The organism is Curtobacterium sp. ISL-83, assembly GCF_018613895.1.
Taxonomy (GTDB): Bacteria; Actinomycetota; Actinomycetes; order Actinomycetales; family Microbacteriaceae; genus Curtobacterium.
Genome location: NZ_JAGGPH010000002.1, coordinates 108,481 through 123,230, shown reverse-complemented (window position 1 = coordinate 123,230; position 14,750 = coordinate 108,481). Strand labels below are relative to the sequence as shown.

Sequence of the window (14,750 nt, the reverse complement as noted above, 5' to 3'; positions counted from 1 at the left end):
CTCAGACCGTCTCGGCGACGTCGAGGATCTTGGTGATCCGGACCGCGTAGTCCTGGTCGACCACGACGACCTCGCCGTGCGCGATGAGGCGCCCGTTGAGCAGGACGTCGGCCGGGGCGCCGGCACTGCGGTCGAGTTCGACGACGGCGCCCGGTTCCATGCCGAGGACGTCGCGGACGGACATCCGGGTGCGGCCGATCTCGACCGTGAGCGTCATCTCGACGTTGTTGATCCGCCCGAGGTTCCCGGTCGGCAGGCTGACGGCCGGTGCGACCGTCGGTGCCGAGACGGTGCCGTTCTCGCGGACCCGGATGCCGAACCAGCCGGCGGGCACCCCCGCTGCGGTGAGCTCGAAGACCACGGTGTCCGGGTCGGCGAAGAGCGAGGTGGCGGACTCCCGTCGGGCGTCGCCGAGCACCCCGATCCCGAGCAGGGCGGCGGCGGCCTCGAGTGACGGACGGAGGACGTCGGTCACCGCGAGGATCCCGTGGTCGGTCCCGCCGGCAGCCGCGACGGCGTCGAGGTCGGTCAGGACGAGCGCCAGGTCGGCCGACAGGCCGCCGACGAACGAGGCGACCACGGCGTCGGCCGCAGCCTGGAGCACGGCCGGTGCCGCGCCTCCCGGCTGGGCCGCGGCTGCCAGCGGTGCCGCCGTCGGGAGCTGCGCGACGAGGGCGTCGGCCGCGGCGGTGTGGAGGGTGGTCGTGGCGGTCATGCGATCTGCTCCGAGGTGGTGGTGACGACGATGCCGGCGAGACGGGAACCGTTCGTGCCGACGGCCGCTGAGCCGACGGGTTCGCCGTCGACCGCGATGGTGAGGGGACGGTGTTGGGGGTGCGGCAGGGGCAGCAGGTCGCCGACGGCCAGGCGGAGCACCTGCGACGGCAGCACCGCGGCTGGCGCGAAGCGCAGGCTGACGCCGACGGGGACGTTCGCGAGCTGCGCGTCGAGCAGGACGCGGGCGTCAGCCGGGGAGACGTGCGCGGCGACCTCGCCGAGCTGCGGCAGGATCGCGTCCGCGGGCAGCGCGAGGGTGGCGGGCGAGACGCGGTCGCCGACGCGGATGTCGAACGAGGCGACGATCATCAGGTCGCCCTTCTGGGCGGCCTGCGCGAACTGCGAGTTGAACTGGAAGGCACCCGCGACGACGTCGTGCGCCAGCAGGCCGCCGAACGAGTAGCGCAGGTCGTCGAGGGCGTCCTCGACGATCTTGCGGACGAGGGCCTGCTCGATGGGCGTGAAGGTGCGTTCCGGTGCTGGCAGCGGCTTCGACGCGCCGAGTGCATGGGACACCCACGTCAGGGCGGCGGTGAGCGGCACCTGGATGACGCCCTTCGCGCCGACGCCCGCGATCGGCAGCAGCATCATCGCCGTCAGGGCCGGGAGCGACGCCGCGTACTCGTCGTAGGTGCGCAGCTGCACCTGCTCGCACGTGACCTGGCTGACCGTGCGGACCTTCGCGGTGAGCTGGGTCCCCCACTGGCGGGCGAACGTCTCGAAGGCGAGCTCGAGGACCCGTGCGTGCTCGCGGGCGAGCGTCGACGGACGCGCGAAGTCGTACACCTCGGGCGCGGGCAGGGTCTCGGTCACGGAGGCGTCTATCGGTCCCCTGCGTGCTCCCCGTCAGTGCTGTGCCCCGTAGTGGGGCGGTGGTGGTGGTGCGGCTAGCCCTGGTGCGCTCCGTCCTGCGCCTTCGCGAGCGCCGGCATGAGGGCGCTGACGTCCTGGCTCTGGTTCGACAGCACGACGATGTCGACGCGGCGGTTCAGGGTGAGGTCCGCGTCCGTGCCACCTTTCGACAGCGGTCGACTGGACCCGAACCCGACGCTCTGCACGTGCGCCGCCGGCATCCCGCCGCGCTCGACCAGGTCCCGGAGGACGCCGGTCGCCCGGGCCGCGCTGAGTTCCCAGTTGGTGGCGTACGGGGCGGTGGAGTTCCGCTGGTCCGCGTGCCCCTCGATGCTGACGTCGTGCGCGCTCGACTTCAGCACCGGCGCGATCGCGTCCATGATCCGCTTCGCCTGGTCGGACAAGTCGGCGCTGTTCGTGGTGAAGTACGTCTCGCTGCCGACCAGCCGGACGGTCAGGCCGCGGGCGTCGACGCGGAACTGCACGTTCGCGCTCTGCCCCGAGCGTGCGAGGTTGCCCTTGATGGCGGCCTCGATCGCCTGCAGGTCGTCGAGCTCGCGCTTCGCCGCCGCGAGGTCGGCCTTCGTGACCGCAGCCGGCACCACGGTGCTGGTCGGGTCGACGCTCGCGGTGGTCGACCCGGCGACTTCGGCGTTGCTGCCGGCCTGGCCGCTCGAGGCGCTCGAGTGGTCCGCCTGCGACTTGTCGGTGGAGTACCCGGACCCGTTCTTCACCTGGTCCTTCGTGACGACGGTGCCGGAGGCGGTGTCGATCTTCTGCGACTTGACCTCGCCGAAGCCCGTGGCGAGCGAGGTCTTGAGCTGGATGTACTTCTGCTGGTCGACGGTCGACATCGCGAAGAGCACGAGGAACATGCACATCAGGACGGTCACCATGTCCATGTACGAGGCCATCCAGCGCTCGTCGGGGTGCTCGACGTCGTCGTGCCCGCCCTTCTTCCGGCCGCCACGACCGCGGCCGTGTCCGCGGGGGTTCGCGCTCATCGTCAGGCCGCCAGCCGCTGGTCGTCGGAACCCGCGCCGGACTTCGCCTTCTTGCCCTTGCCGAGGTCGCCGCGGGACGCCGGTGGCACCATCGCGGTCAGGCGCTCACCGAGCAACCGGGGCTGGCTGCCCGCCTGCACGGCCAGGAGGCCCTCCATGAGGAGCGTCTGCCGGTCCGACTCGAGCTGCGCGAGCTTCCGGAGCTTGCCGCCGATCGGCAGCCACAGGAAGTTCGCGGTCAGCAGGCCCCACAGCGTCGCCACGAACGCGCTCGCGATGAGCGGACCGAGTTCGGCCGGCTTGCCGAGGTTCGCCAGCACGTGGGTGAGCGAGACGACCGTGCCGATGATGCCGACGGTCGGCGCGAAGCCACCGAGGGCCATGAAGAACGCGCTCGCGCTCCGTGCCGGGGCGGCGTTCGACTCGATCTCGTCCTCGAGCAGGATCCGGAGCTCGTCGCCGTCGGTGCCGTCGGCGATGTTCTGCAGCGCCTTCTTCATGAACGGGTCGTCGTGCTTGTCGGCCTCCTGCTCGAGCGCCAGCAGGCCGCTGCCGCGTGCCGTCTCGGCGAGGCCCACGACGTCGTCGATCACGGCCTGCGGGGGCGTGACCTTGCCGGTGAACGCCCGCGGGACGGACTTGAACGCCGCGATGGCGTCCTTGAGGGTGGTGCTCGCGATGCCGCAGCCGATGGTGGCGCCGAAGACCAGGAGCATCGGCGCGGGGATGAAGAGTCCGCTGAGCTCGACGTGCTCCATCTGCACCATGCCGAACAGGGCGCCGAAGGCGAGCAGGATCCCGACGATGGTCGCGATGTCCATGTCAGCGTCCCCCGTCCTGGAGACGTCCCTGCTCGGGGCGTCCGGGCTGGGCGTGCAGGGGTGCGACCGCGGCGAGGGTCGGCTGCGGGCCGGTGGTGTCGCGGCCGCTGCTGTCCCGGCCGGAGTCGGTGCCGTAGGCCATCCCGACGATCCGTGCGCGGTACGCGGCGATCAGGTCGATGACCTCCGCCATGGACTCCCGCACGATGTACTTCGCGCCGTCGACCATGATGAGGGTCGTGTCCGGCGTCTCCTGGATGCGCTCCACGAGGTCCGGGTTCACAGCGAATCCGCTGCCGTTCAGTCGTGTGACGACGATCATGGCCCGTCCTGGTTCTCGATCGTCCCGCCGCCGTCCGTGGGGCGGGATGCGGCCCGTCCGTGGGCCTGCAGAGAGGTCTATCGGCAGGACGCCGGGCACCGTAAGCGGCGCGTGCCGGACGGATCACCGTTGCCAGTTCGCTGCCGCGCGGCCCCGACAGAGGTCGGCGACGGTCAGCGTGGGTCACCATGGGGCGTGCTCTCGCTTGCCCGGCTCCCGGGGCGGTCATGACGTTGGGGCTCGGCGCCGTCCTGTCCGCTGCGCCGACAGTCGGGATCGTGCTCCGGTTCGTCGGCGCTGCCGTGTTGGTCGTCCTCGGAGTCCTGGCCATCGTCGGGCGATGGCGGGTCATCCGGGGCCCGGCACGGAGCAGTGTGCGGACCGGAGCATGGGCTCGGCGTTCGCGGCCGCGATGGTGATCGGTGCGACGAACCCGAAGACCTTCATCGTCTTGGGCGCGATCCTGCCTGGATTCATCCCGCCTGGGCAGCCATGGTGGGCGCCGGCTCTGCTCGCGCCCATCCCCATCGCCATCGGGCTGGTCACGGACATGCTCTGGGCAGTCGCCGCCGCACGCGCCGCGGCGTGGCTGCCCCGGTCGACGACGGGCCCGAGGGCGCTCGCGATCATCGGTGGCGTTCTGCTCGTCACACTCGGCATCGTGACCGCGGTCACGTCCTGATCTCACCCGTCGACGGACGCACTGGCTTGCCGGAGCACGGCAGATCGCGACGACTTCCCCGTGGGAACACGAACGGCCACCCCTCGGGATGGCCGTTCGTCGTTCCGTCGGATCAGTTCCAGATGGAGATCCAGTCGATGTCCACGTGGCCGCTGCTCGACGCGGGGACGGTGCCCTCGCCGATGGCCGTTTCGGCCTGCAGGGTGACCCGGAACGGCGTGGTCGGCACGGCCTTCGTCGTGGATGCGACGAGCTTGCCGTCCCAGTAGAACCGGACGATGCCCTTGTCCCACTCGGTGGTCGCGACGTGGTAGCTGGTCGTGTCGGAGTCGGCGAACATCTGCGTCGACGGTTGGAACGACATGCCGCCGTTCGAGAAGGTCCCGGGGACGGCGGAGGCGGGGCGGGGGGTTCCGCCGAGGTCCGCTTCGGGCCAGTCGATCTCACCCTCGTTCCAGTTGTCGCTCGAGGGCCACATCATGCCGACGAACTTGTACCCGTCGGTGTTCGTGGTCTTGTACCGGATGGAGACGCGGCCGGTGGTGTGCGGGGCGTAGTCGTCGGGCAGGACCGCGGCGACGAGCGGCTGCCCGTTCTCGGAGTGCAGCCAGAAGTCCAGGTTGCCGTTCGCGACGCTCAAGACCCGGCCGGGCGTGTACTTGCCCTGCCCGGACGTGTCGGAGTACCCGTTGTACGTCCCGATGGAGGGGTAGACGGTCCCGAACTGTCCGAGTGCGGCGGGGGTGGTGAAGTCCTGCTTGTAGGCCTGCTTCCAGATGCGCCCGTTCGACGTGACGGACCCGGACGGCAGCCCGGTGCCACCTGGAGCCGGGGCCGGTGCCGGAGTGGAAGCGGTGACGGGGACGTTCACAGTCCTGCAGGACCCCACGACGGCGTTCCCGCCGCGGCCGACGTTCACGCCCACGACGCAGACGCTGTGGTTCCCAGCTGTCGCGACGGGCGCGGTGGTGCTGAAGCCGTGGTTCGGTCCCGCAGTCGGGTACACACGGCCGACGTCGGGCCGGGAGCCGGAAGCGGTGACCGTCGAGACCGTGGACCCGTCGAGCCGGACCTGGACGGCGATCGGTGCAGCGGTCTCCGGGTCGATGGCCCATCCCCTGACGGCTACCCCCGCAGCGGTGACGGTCGCTGCGTCGAGCGATCCGTACGGTGTAGCGGTCGGGACGGTGACGGTCGAGCAGCCGAGCGAGGCGCTCTTGGTCCCCGCCTTGGTGAACGCCGTGACACACACCTGGTCCCGCCCCGCCGGCGCGTTCACCGTTGCGGTGAAGCCGTGGGCCGCACCCAACTTCGGGTAGGCGGCGGCAACATCCCGCCGTGTCGTCGATGCAGTGACCCTCGTCGCTGCACCGTTGACGATGATGGTCACCGTCGTCGACGCGGAGGTGCCGCTGTCAGCGGCCCACCCCCTGACGGTGACGCCGCCCTTGACCGCGGTGACGGCGTCGAGGTGTCCGAGTACGGTCGATGATGTCGCAGCGTTCGCCGGTGCGACGGACATCCCCGTGATGATGATGGCTGTTGCCGCGGACGCGACAACCAGCCCTGAATAGCGATGACGCATGTGAGAGCACGTTCCCTGTGTGTCGAGCTCGCGCCGCCCTGACGACGCGCGAGGTTGGAGATGGTTGGTCGACCCCTCGCCGGAAGCTAATCGACGGGTGTCGAATAGTCAGCCCCCGGACTGGGGGTATCTCTCGTGCGCGGGCTCGGGTAGGGACGGCGACGCGCGCGGCGGCGGCGGCAGCACCATGAGGCTGGACGGATCCCCGGGACCGGAACGGCCGTCTGCCTCGGTTGCCGACGCGCACTCCGGTGACCCGAGCATGAGCGGGGCGATGCGGACGCCCAGCGCCCGCGGGGTGGTCAGACCGCGAGGACCTGAACCGGACGCGAGGGAGCTGTGCCCGACCAGCGCGTCAACGCACACCTCCGCAACGACGGCGCCGACGTCTTCCGTGGCAGAGATGCCGCGAGGAAGCGCAACTCACCAGGTGGAAGCCGACGTACCGCGTCGTGAACGCCACGACCTGCGCGCCGTCGGTGTCGCCTGCTGCGCCAACCTGGTCTACTCGCGTTCCGTCGGCCGTCGCAACACGAGGCTCGCGGACCCGGCGGCCAGGCAGGCGCTCACTGCTGACGCTGGCAAGACGAGCTGCCAACCACCGACCGTCAGCAGCAAGCCACCGATCGACGCCGCGACGAACGCCAGCGCGCCGATTGCGATCGAGGCGCGACGCACCGGATGGGTGACCGATCGAACCTCGGCGCGATCCCGGATGCGCACTCCGATGCCCGCGATGGTCGCGGCGACTCCGACTCCGAGTGGTATCGCGAGGACCGATGCGAACGCGACCGATCCCCAGCCGACGGAGTTGTACCGGATCATGCCGAGGCTGAACATACCGACCGCGGAGCCCGCGCCGCCGAGGCCGACCGCCGCGGAAAACGCAGCACGGCGTCGGCATCGAGTAGCTGAGCGCACCTGCGATCCGGGCATGGCCCCACAGTAGATCCCTGGCTGCGCCGGCGGTCTCGACAGCACGCTGCCCCGAGGACCTGGCTCCCGCCGTTCCGTGAGGGGCAACTTCCGCACCAGACCAGCGCTCGCACTACCCGACGCGGGTTCGTCAGGGCCAGACGCTGGCCGCTGCGTTCAGGATCTTCAGCACGAGCACCACGATCGGCCGGACGAGCCAGGACCAGATGAACCGCCAGGGTTGCGGCAGCCACATCGGCTGTTCGGAGGCTCGCCGCTTGGCGGTCCGTTCCCGGCGGGTCAGGGGACGGGCTCGGCGTCGTCCGGGGTTCTGTTCGCCGGTCACGCTGGAACGATAGCGAGCCAGCAGCCCGAAGCGGCACGGCTCCTGCGTTGGCGGTGGCTCTGGACGGTCTCGGCCGCGCTGTCCCTCGTGGTTGGAATCGCCGAGATTGTTCCTGCTGATGGCTCGCTCCTGCACGTGGTGCTCGGAGTCCTCTTCCTGATCATGTCTCTCGCCTGGGGCCTACAAGCGTGGGGAGGATTTCACTACAAGCCGGACTCCTCCGCCGAAGTACGCACGGGAGCAGAGCAGCGGGAGGAATGGGAAGCCTTGGGGTTCGGCGAGACGCCCGAGGAGGAGCTGCCTGCGGAGGGACGTGCGTCCGGCTCGCGCGCCTCCGACGGACGTGGCGCGTGAGGGCCGTCGGTTCACCCGTGGTCGGGGAGGACACCGGTGAGCGCCAGGACGACGAATAGCGTTCCGCCGAGTGCGAGGTACGTCCCGATGAGCCGAACGAAACGAGGCGTCAACGGTCGTCCGTTCGCGAGCTGGTCTCCGCCTAGCTTTTGTGCCCACTCGTTGAAGACCGCGATCGTGACACCCCACAGGGCGACGACGGCTCCACCGATCCCGAAGATGAGCTGGGGGTTCATCAACCCCTCCGGCTTGCGAGCTGTCGCCGCAACGTCCGGATGAACACCACTTCGAGACCGACGGCGATCGCAGACCCGACGGCCGCGAACATGATGTGAGCCGGGTCGAGACCGGAGGTGAGCGATATCACCGGAAGCGCGACCGTAAGGACGCCGCAGACAACTACGTTGAACGCGGCACCCATCACCCCGCCGGGCGTGCGGCCGGTGCGCTGCATCCAAGATGTGGGCATGATTCAGATTCTAACGAGGAGCGCTGCCAGGCCTAACGAACTTCGCGTCAGCGCAGGTCCTGTCGTCGGCGTCTGAGACCCGCTGGCCTGTCGAACGCCGGTTCGCGCGCCCGTGCTCGTCCCGGAGCTGATCGGTCAGCAGCCCGAGGAGCACGGGCTGCATGGGCAAAAAACCGCTCGCTGAAGCCCCGGTCGCCCGTGGTGGCGCGATTCTCGTCGTCCGTGGACTGCTCGCCACGCTCCGCTTGATCGACCCGCCGATCGGTATTGCTCGGCCTGTCCCGACAGAGGATCACCTACCGGAACGGCTCCAGCGACTCGGTGGCGGCCGGCGGCCGGCCGGCTTGTGGGCCGCCGCGGACGCTGGCGGGGGAAGAGCGCATTGGCTGCTTGAAGAAAGCACAGCACGAAAACCGCCGTACGTCGCGGGCCCGGCCCATCACATTTCAGAGCTTTCCAGACCATCAGCAAGCTGAGACCAGAACGGCACCTTCGTTGCACAACTTCTGGATAGTTCGCCTCCAAATAGCTCCCTCGAGACGTAGTCGAGGAAGTTGTCGCCGTAGACGATGTCGTCGGTCTGATGAACCGAGAACACGGGGGTTCCGACGTTGTGGTCCCCGGCGACCATGTACCGGTGGCCACGCACCGGAATCAGCTGAGGCACGGATGTGAGCCTCACCTCCGCCGTCGCCAACGCGCGCCCGAGATCGACAGGACGATCACCCCATGATGCTGGCCAGAACGCGCCGTTCTGGACATCGAACAGGACACCTTCGATCGGCGCATGAAGCGACTTCCGGATTTCGTCCTCGTCCCGCCAGTCTGCCCACCCTGGCGCGATCGGTACTGCTAACTGGAGGAATTGTCGGTGGTCCGGATTGAACCTGAAATCGAACCGCAGCTCGATCTCGTTCACTTCCGCATCGGACAAACCAGGATGAAGCGCGATCCCCCCTTTGCGCAACAGCGCCACTGCAGCAGCCATGACCTCGTCGCCAGTCCGGCGTCGCTCACCGTTCACAAGCAAGTCGTCCTCCTTCCGGATCATCCGTCCCGCATCGGACCGACGCCCCGAACCGCGGTTCCCTCCTCCGTCAGACCAGATGGTGCTGGCTGAGCCGGAGCAGGAACGGAAGCGAGCGCGGGTGGCCCGGGACCATGCCTTCATCTTGACAGGCAGAACCGAAGGATCCGCCACCGGTCACGCTCCGTTGGGCGATCGCAGCTCGCCGGCCAGTGTCGGCGAAGTCCTCCGAAAGTACTCACCCACGTGCGGTCCCGGCATGCGCCCGGAGGACTCGCCTCAATCGGGGGTCGTGCGAGTTGCCGGCGGTTCAGTGCCTGCGATGTCTGCAAGCCCGCGAAGGTACTGCCCATCTCGTTCGATGACCGCAATGCGTCCCAGCCGGTAGCCAAGCGGGCGGTCTTCCCAGTCGCCGGTGGAGCGGACCTCCCACAAGTATACCCAGTGGCGGCGAACCTCGTCGACAATGCCGACCCACATCAAATCAGGACGACGGTCCTTCTGCACTGCGACGAGGTGACCGTCGGCGCCGAACGCATTGACCACGTCCCGAGTTCGGCCGAGGTCGACGCCGACAAGCACGGCAGGAACCCTCGGTGGCCATCCCGGACGGAGCCGCGCCGCCTGCGACTCGAACGATCTGTCGTCGCGTACGTGAAGCAAGTCGGTGAGCCGGAACGCAATGTGACCATCGAAGAATCCGCCCTCAGCGACCCGTGCCAGCAGGACCCACTTGGAGCCCACGGCGAGGACGTAGCCGCTGTACCGCGAGCGAGGCTCCGACCGGCGGCGGAGCACAAGGAGCTGATCCGCGGCCGCTGATCGGAGATGGGCACGAATACGAGACGGACGCATCCAGGAAGGTTGCCACACCGCAGTGGACCGCGGAGGCTGCGGCGCCAGCTGCCAAGCCCGACTCGGGCGTCATCGGCGAACGAGCAATTCGACGTCTCCAAAAGCGTCTCGACGGCCGATCGGCTACCGGACGCGCTACTCCCCCAGCTTCGCCGTGGGTGATGCTCCGCGCTGACCGGCCGCGCGCAGCTGGTCCCTCGCTTTAGGGTGGCGGTCATGTCGAAACTCACGACGTGTGTGCTCATCACTGGCACCGTCGGATCTGGGAAGACCTCCACGGCGTACGCGATCGGTCGACGCCTGCGCGATTCTCTCGTGCCGCATGCCGTCATCGACCTTGACGAGCTCCGGCGATGCTGGCCCGCCCCACCCGATGACCAATTCAACACCGCTCTTGAGGCGGAGAATCTTCGTTCCGTGGCGGCCAACTACCGTCGCGCTGGTGCGATGCGGCTCGTCGTTGCCGGGGTAGTCGAGGGCGCGGGCGCCCTTCAGCGGTACAGCGAGGCGCTCGGCTTTCCGGTCGTTCTCGTTCGTCTCCGGGTCGACCTGTGTCTCGTCCGGGAGCGCCTAGTGGAACGGCACGAGCCCGGCGAAGAACGAGATTGGTACCTGAACCGGAGCGGGCAGTTGGACGGCATCCTCGACGAGGAGAACGCAGCGAGCATCACGATCGACGTATCCGACGAACCACTGGACAGGGTCGCCCAGCGTGTTCTCAGCGCGATCAACTGGGCGTGACCTGAACGGGCAACCACTCGCCAGCCTGACGCCGTCCACGAGCAGGTCGCCCGATAGGCGGTCTGCCGCGTGCTGCAGTCCTGATGCTGGCCCCGCGTCCGATCGTTCGCCAGATCCGGGCCGCGAGCGAGACGACAGCAAGCCGTTGATCCTTCAGCCCGGCTGATTGTTCTCGGGTCCCACGTCTCCACGCGTCCGATGGATGGCCCAATTCATCCTCGGTGGCCCCCGCGTTTCAATCCGTCGCAACACCTGACCCGGGAGTCGCGCGACTCACGTCGCGGACTGGAGACCGACGCCTGATCGCGGTGGCACTCGGTGCCCAGCCGAGCCGCCTGCTCTGCACCGGCAGGTCAGCGCCCGTTGCGCGGGACGTCGTTCAGATCACGCACCAACTGCGCGACGCAGGACGATCCGATCCGAGCGGTCAAGGATTCTGAGAAGCGGCTGAGCCACACGGCTTCCACCTCCTCCACCGTGACGTTCCCGTGTTCGAGGAGGATGCGAGCCACGTCGATCGCCTCTGGCGTGTATTCGTCGCTCGGAGCTCCGTCCTCGTTTCCGGGCAAGAGGCCGTACGGGTCGATGGCGGTCAGCACTGCGAGCACCCCTGACACGATCAGTCCATAGTCATCGCCATCGGCCTTCACCTGGCCAGTCTGCAGCACTCTTCCTTTCTCCGTACACGCCTGTCGTCTCAGCGCGTGGCTGAGCTGCCGTCTGCCGCGGTGGTCCCCCTTGGAAGGATCAGGAGCATCGCGGGAAGGGCCGCCGCACAGATGACGACAGCGCCGATGACGTTCGATGTCACGCTTGCTCCGGTGGCGATGTCGATCGGCTCTCCGATGCAACCGACGACGACGACGAGCCCGAGAGGGATGATTGCGGCGAGCCCGCGTGCGCCATGCCACGCTCGGACGCTGCCCGTCACCAGCGAGACGGCCCCGGCGACACACGCGAGGATGAAGAACGCGACGCCACGGTAGGCAGCGGGGTCGTGAAGATGGCCCACGTTCCCGCGGTGGAACGCCCAGTCGGCTGCGAGCACCACTCCCAGCGCGACGAGCACGACGCCGTACACGGCGGCAACAACTGCTGCGATTCGAGTAGCCGGAGTCACGCGCAGTGTGGAGTCGACATGCACGTTGCTCATGACATGAAGGTAGCAACGGGCCAGCGGAGTTGCGGGAGGCGGTCGGCTTCACGATGTTCCGGCCGATCGCGAATTGCTTCCGGAGGCTTTCGGACCGCGCGCGGGGCGGCCAGGATGGCGTCGTGGGGACCGCGACAGAGACGAGACCGGTATCGCCGTGGGAGCCCAGGCTGGGGCGAGGGACGGCGATCTTGGTGCGCCGACGCCGCAGAGCGCGGACCACTGCACTCATCGGGCTGGCGGTCGGGGTGGTCGCGGCGGCAGCCTGCGGTTCGCTTGTCAGGTCGACCGGCTCCGGCTCGGGCTCCCTGGGGGCGGTCGGTACCGTCTTCGGGACGGTCGTCATCGCTCTGGTCGGGATCATCGTCGCGATGTCGTTCGCGGTGCAGTTGCGGCGGCTGCGGTTCCTGATCGAAGGAGCGGCACTCAGCGTGCTGCTGCCAGACAATCCGACGGTGACAGCGGCGGCGATTGCACCCCATTTGCGTTCCCCTGATGACTACGACCGATGGGTCAGGAACGAGGGGATTCGGCCCGCAGTGTTCGGCGCACGGTTGCCGCAGTGGCGCTGGTCTGCGGGAATGACGCGGGAGCTCTTGCCGGGAACGACCGCTGCTGGCCTGCGGCGTTTTGCGGGGATCACCGTCAACGCGGCTGTGATTGCGCTCGTCGGGTTGGCGGTGGTCTTGCTCCTTGATCACGGCCCGGCAGTCGCATTCCGCATCGTGGGCGGTGCAGCGGTGGTCGCGTTGCTCAGCGCTGCGGGAGTGGTCCGGATGGCCGTCGAGGTGCGGGCTTCGGCTGAGTACCGCGCCGGGTACACGACGTTGACGCCGATGCGTCATGCCGGTTTGCGCGGGTCTGGCTGGACCGAACCCGACGTCCGGCTCGGCGTCGACCTCGTCGACGCGTCCACGCATGCGATCCTGCGAGCGGCCGGAGCCAGAGCCCTGACCGTGGACGAGGCAAGGCAGCGCCGACGCATGTCAGCTACTCCTCGATAGCTCATCCTTCACTGCGTGGGGACGAGCGTAGGGCGCTTACTGCCGCGTGCCCTTCGAGCAGGTCTGTTCAGCGGCGCTTTGTCCGGTGACGGACGAAGGGAGCGCTACGGGCGTGTTGTCGCTCGGCGCAGCACCGTTCGAAACCGGGGTGCCAGAGGAAGGCTTCGGTTCGGGCGAACTGTTGTTGGAGCCGGAGTTGGGCAGAGGAGATGCCCCGGGTGAGACCACGGCACCGCGACCGATCGCCCCTTGGGCGATCTGCGTTCGCGCATCGTCCTGAAGCGCGACGTTGAGGCTGTGTGCTGCGTCCTGACTCACGACGAGCCGGTTGATGTTTTCCGGGTCTTGTTCCGTCGGGTACTGCACCAGCAGCATGTCTGAGGTGTTGGTGTTGCGAACCGCGGCTGCGAGTGACACCAGCGTGCCCGTGTTGTTCAAGCCCTCGGACAACGTCATGTTCGACGTCGCCGCGGAAGCGAACTTGTAGAGCGTCACCGGATTCGAAAGGGCGCCGTCGCTGGTGAGTTGCCTGAGCATCGCGGACAAGAAGACCTGCTGGTTGCTGATGCGTGCGACGTCGCTGCCGTCGCCAACACCGTGGCGGGTGCGGAGGAAAGCCAGTGCTTGATCCCCCTTGAGGGGCACTTGCCCAGCAGGAAGATTCAGGAAGGTGCCATCGTGGATGGGCTTCGCGATGCACACTGTGACGCCACCGAGCGCGTTGCTCATCGCAATGACACCATCGAAGGTGATCAGCCCGGCGTACGGGATCGACAGACCGGTGAGGTTCTCCACCGTCTGCACGACGCATGCGACTCCCCCCTTGGGGCCGCCTTCGGCCAGGGAAGTGTTGAACATCGCCTTCGTCTGCGGATAGCTGGACTTCCCTGTGTCCGGATCCGTGCACGCCGGGATCGGCACCATCGTGTCTCGCGGGAACGACACGATGGTGACTTGTGAATGGTCTTCACTGATGTGGACGAGCATGGTGACGTCGTTGCGGGCGCCATCGGCGTCGTGCTGCTCCGCAGTCTGTCCGACGCGTGTGTCGGAACCGATCAGCAAGATGTTCGCACCGCCCTTGATGGCGCTGATGTCCTGGGTCTTGGCTTTGCCGTAATCCACATCGACGCGCTGGAAACGGTCGAGGCGAGTGACGGATCGGCGTCACTGACGGCGACCGGTTCAAGTACCTCAAATGGCTACCCTTGGCCTGCCGGGGCGTATGCGACGAGAGGCGTCCCGTTCTTCTCGCAATCGGCCGCTGCCTGCCGGAGCGCTCCGGTGAAGGGTGCAGCATCGGGGTCGAACTTCGTGGACGCCACCGTGGAGGGCGAGTTGTTCACAGCGTCCTGCAGGGCCACGAGGTCCGGACTGAGCCCGACGTTCGGCGTCCGGAGCAGCCCGGACAGCGTGGTGGGAGTGAGATTGATGATGGCTGCGTAGCCGTCGTCCCTCAGCGTGCCGGCACTGCGTCCCAGCGTTGCGATGGACAGGTTGGACTGCAGTTCTGACAACCCCGAGCAGGTGACTGCGACGCCCTGATCAGGTGCGTGCTTGGCTTTCGGAGTCGCGACCTTCGCGGTAGACGCTGGTGTGTGGTCGGCAATGTGTGGCGCTGTGCCGACGCAGCCCGCCAGCGCGACAAGTGCGGCAACTGCCGTCATCGCGGTCAACAGAATGCGCATGGTCCCCCCGGTGAGCAGCTCTGGTGCCTTCGATCCTTGTACCAGCCTAGCTCGGCCGCCATCGCCGCATCGGCCGTCGTGCCCCGCGTCTACCAGGGGGTTGAAGGCACGGCGCGAGGTACCAAGGCACACCGTGAGCCGTGGCGTCGCATCAG

At 68.2% G+C, this 14,750-nt stretch carries 20 protein-coding genes; 5 read left to right on the top strand and 15 right to left on the bottom strand.

The features are described from left to right. Nucleotide 1: 1 nt before the first annotated feature. From fliN to J7E22_RS00830, 5 genes are all read right to left on the bottom strand, one after another. The gene (fliN, locus tag J7E22_RS00850) at nt 2–715 is read right to left on the bottom strand and encodes a flagellar motor switch protein FliN (RefSeq protein WP_214977987.1); all 714 of its coding nucleotides are present in this window, start codon (nt 713–715) and stop codon (nt 2–4) included. Continuing rightward, nucleotides 712–1,590: a flagellar motor switch protein FliM gene (locus tag J7E22_RS00845; RefSeq protein WP_214977985.1), complete on the bottom strand. Its 879-nt coding sequence runs from the start codon at nt 1,588–1,590 to the stop codon at nt 712–714. The genes fliN and J7E22_RS00845 overlap by 4 nt, the downstream gene beginning before the upstream one ends. Nucleotides 1,591–1,664: 74 nt before the next feature. Next, nucleotides 1,665–2,633, bottom strand: coding sequence for a flagellar motor protein MotB (locus tag J7E22_RS00840; protein WP_214977983.1), 969 nt, complete (start codon nt 2,631–2,633; stop codon nt 1,665–1,667). A gap of 2 nt (nt 2,634–2,635) precedes the next feature. Continuing rightward, a complete protein-coding gene (locus J7E22_RS00835; protein ID WP_214977981.1) occupies nt 2,636–3,454 on the bottom strand; it encodes a motility protein A in 819 nt (272 codons plus the stop codon). 1 nt (nt 3,455) lies between these two features. After that, entirely contained in the window at nt 3,456–3,776 is a 321-nt protein-coding gene (locus tag J7E22_RS00830) for a flagellar FlbD family protein (RefSeq protein ID WP_214977979.1), read from the bottom strand. A 188-nt stretch (nt 3,777–3,964) separates the two neighbouring features. On the opposite strand from J7E22_RS00830, the gene J7E22_RS18365 reads away from it, so the two are divergent. Both J7E22_RS18365 and J7E22_RS00820 read left to right on the top strand, forming a co-directional pair. Beyond that, on the top strand, nt 3,965–4,195 hold the full coding sequence (locus tag J7E22_RS18365; protein WP_214977978.1) for a hypothetical protein: 231 nt from the start codon (nt 3,965–3,967) through the stop codon (nt 4,193–4,195). Next, the gene (locus J7E22_RS00820; RefSeq protein WP_251008537.1) at nt 4,117–4,458 is read left to right on the top strand and encodes a LysE family transporter; all 342 of its coding nucleotides are present in this window, start codon (nt 4,117–4,119) and stop codon (nt 4,456–4,458) included. Before J7E22_RS18365 ends, J7E22_RS00820 begins: the two co-directional genes overlap by 79 nt. A gap of 112 nt (nt 4,459–4,570) precedes the next feature. Here the strand turns inward: J7E22_RS00820 and J7E22_RS00815 are convergent, their stop codons facing one another. From J7E22_RS00815 to J7E22_RS00790, 6 genes are all read right to left on the bottom strand, one after another. Further along, nucleotides 4,571–5,980, bottom strand: a complete 1,410-nt coding sequence (locus J7E22_RS00815) for a glycoside hydrolase family 16 protein (RefSeq protein WP_214977976.1) — start codon at nt 5,978–5,980, stop codon at nt 4,571–4,573. A 567-nt stretch (nt 5,981–6,547) separates the two neighbouring features. After that, the gene (locus J7E22_RS00810; RefSeq protein WP_214977975.1) at nt 6,548–6,868 is read right to left on the bottom strand and encodes a hypothetical protein; all 321 of its coding nucleotides are present in this window, start codon (nt 6,866–6,868) and stop codon (nt 6,548–6,550) included. Nucleotides 6,869–7,109: 241 nt separating this feature from the next. Continuing rightward, nucleotides 7,110–7,304, bottom strand: coding sequence for a hypothetical protein (locus tag J7E22_RS00805; protein WP_214977974.1), 195 nt, complete (start codon nt 7,302–7,304; stop codon nt 7,110–7,112). Between the two features lie 365 nt (nt 7,305–7,669). Then, the gene (locus tag J7E22_RS00800) at nt 7,670–7,894 is read right to left on the bottom strand and encodes a hypothetical protein (RefSeq protein ID WP_214977972.1); all 225 of its coding nucleotides are present in this window, start codon (nt 7,892–7,894) and stop codon (nt 7,670–7,672) included. After that, the gene (locus tag J7E22_RS00795) at nt 7,894–8,127 is read right to left on the bottom strand and encodes a hypothetical protein (RefSeq protein WP_214977971.1); all 234 of its coding nucleotides are present in this window, start codon (nt 8,125–8,127) and stop codon (nt 7,894–7,896) included. The genes J7E22_RS00800 and J7E22_RS00795 overlap by 1 nt, the downstream gene beginning before the upstream one ends. Before the next feature lie 439 nt (nt 8,128–8,566). After that, nucleotides 8,567–9,178, bottom strand: a complete 612-nt coding sequence (locus J7E22_RS00790; RefSeq protein WP_214977970.1) for a hypothetical protein — start codon at nt 9,176–9,178, stop codon at nt 8,567–8,569. A 420-nt stretch (nt 9,179–9,598) separates the two neighbouring features. On the opposite strand from J7E22_RS00790, the gene J7E22_RS00785 reads away from it, so the two are divergent. Then, nucleotides 9,599–9,976, top strand: coding sequence for a hypothetical protein (locus J7E22_RS00785; RefSeq protein ID WP_214977969.1), 378 nt, complete (start codon nt 9,599–9,601; stop codon nt 9,974–9,976). A gap of 249 nt (nt 9,977–10,225) precedes the next feature. Further along, nucleotides 10,226–10,750, top strand: coding sequence for an AAA family ATPase (locus J7E22_RS00780; RefSeq protein ID WP_214977968.1), 525 nt, complete (start codon nt 10,226–10,228; stop codon nt 10,748–10,750). 353 nt (nt 10,751–11,103) lie between these two features. On the opposite strand, the gene J7E22_RS00775 is transcribed toward J7E22_RS00780, so the two are convergent. Beyond that, nucleotides 11,104–11,418 carry a hypothetical protein gene (locus J7E22_RS00775; protein ID WP_214977967.1) on the bottom strand — a complete coding sequence of 105 codons (315 nt, stop codon included), beginning with the start codon at nt 11,416–11,418 and terminating at the stop codon, nt 11,104–11,106. 29 nt (nt 11,419–11,447) lie between these two features. Then, nucleotides 11,448–11,903 (bottom strand): hypothetical protein, encoded by a 456-nt coding sequence (locus tag J7E22_RS00770; RefSeq protein WP_214977966.1) that lies wholly within the window; start codon nt 11,901–11,903, stop codon nt 11,448–11,450. A gap of 191 nt (nt 11,904–12,094) precedes the next feature. Here J7E22_RS00770 and J7E22_RS00765 point away from each other — a divergent pair, with 191 nt between their 5' ends. Then, on the top strand, nt 12,095–12,907 hold the full coding sequence (locus J7E22_RS00765; RefSeq protein WP_214977964.1) for a hypothetical protein: 813 nt from the start codon (nt 12,095–12,097) through the stop codon (nt 12,905–12,907). A 36-nt stretch (nt 12,908–12,943) separates the two neighbouring features. Here the strand turns inward: J7E22_RS00765 and J7E22_RS00760 are convergent, their stop codons facing one another. Together J7E22_RS00760 and J7E22_RS00755 are read right to left on the bottom strand one after the other, a co-directional pair. Continuing rightward, on the bottom strand, nt 12,944–14,032 hold the full coding sequence (locus tag J7E22_RS00760) for an LCP family protein (protein WP_214977962.1): 1,089 nt from the start codon (nt 14,030–14,032) through the stop codon (nt 12,944–12,946). Nucleotides 14,033–14,109: 77 nt separating this feature from the next. After that, nucleotides 14,110–14,595, bottom strand: coding sequence for a hypothetical protein (locus J7E22_RS00755; protein WP_214977960.1), 486 nt, complete (start codon nt 14,593–14,595; stop codon nt 14,110–14,112). Nucleotides 14,596–14,750 lie beyond the last annotated feature (155 nt).

What these genes read in the sequence shown, in the direction of transcription:
- fliN (WP_214977987.1), bottom strand. Translation starts at nt 715, where the DNA reads ATGACCGCCACGACCACCCTCCACACCGCCGCGGCCGACGCCCTCGTC.
- J7E22_RS00840 (WP_214977983.1), bottom strand. Translation starts at nt 2,633, where the DNA reads ATGAGCGCGAACCCCCGCGGACACGGCCGCGGTCGTGGCGGCCGGAAG.
- J7E22_RS00835 (WP_214977981.1), bottom strand. Translation starts at nt 3,454, where the DNA reads ATGGACATCGCGACCATCGTCGGGATCCTGCTCGCCTTCGGCGCCCTG.
- J7E22_RS00830 (WP_214977979.1), bottom strand. Translation starts at nt 3,776, where the DNA reads ATGATCGTCGTCACACGACTGAACGGCAGCGGATTCGCTGTGAACCCG.
- J7E22_RS18365 (WP_214977978.1), top strand. Translation starts at nt 3,965, where the DNA reads ATGGGGCGTGCTCTCGCTTGCCCGGCTCCCGGGGCGGTCATGACGTTG.
- J7E22_RS00820 (WP_251008537.1), top strand. Translation starts at nt 4,117, where the DNA reads ATGGCGGGTCATCCGGGGCCCGGCACGGAGCAGTGTGCGGACCGGAGC.
- J7E22_RS00815 (WP_214977976.1), bottom strand. Translation starts at nt 5,980, where the DNA reads ATGTCCGTCGCACCGGCGAACGCTGCGACATCATCGACCGTACTCGGA.
- J7E22_RS00810 (WP_214977975.1), bottom strand. Translation starts at nt 6,868, where the DNA reads ATGATCCGGTACAACTCCGTCGGCTGGGGATCGGTCGCGTTCGCATCG.
- J7E22_RS00800 (WP_214977972.1), bottom strand. Translation starts at nt 7,894, where the DNA reads ATGAACCCCCAGCTCATCTTCGGGATCGGTGGAGCCGTCGTCGCCCTG.
- J7E22_RS00795 (WP_214977971.1), bottom strand. Translation starts at nt 8,127, where the DNA reads ATGCCCACATCTTGGATGCAGCGCACCGGCCGCACGCCCGGCGGGGTG.
- J7E22_RS00790 (WP_214977970.1), bottom strand. Translation starts at nt 9,178, where the DNA reads ATGATCCGGAAGGAGGACGACTTGCTTGTGAACGGTGAGCGACGCCGG.
- J7E22_RS00780 (WP_214977968.1), top strand. Translation starts at nt 10,226, where the DNA reads ATGTCGAAACTCACGACGTGTGTGCTCATCACTGGCACCGTCGGATCT.
- J7E22_RS00770 (WP_214977966.1), bottom strand. Translation starts at nt 11,903, where the DNA reads ATGAGCAACGTGCATGTCGACTCCACACTGCGCGTGACTCCGGCTACT.
- J7E22_RS00755 (WP_214977960.1), bottom strand. Translation starts at nt 14,595, where the DNA reads ATGCGCATTCTGTTGACCGCGATGACGGCAGTTGCCGCACTTGTCGCG.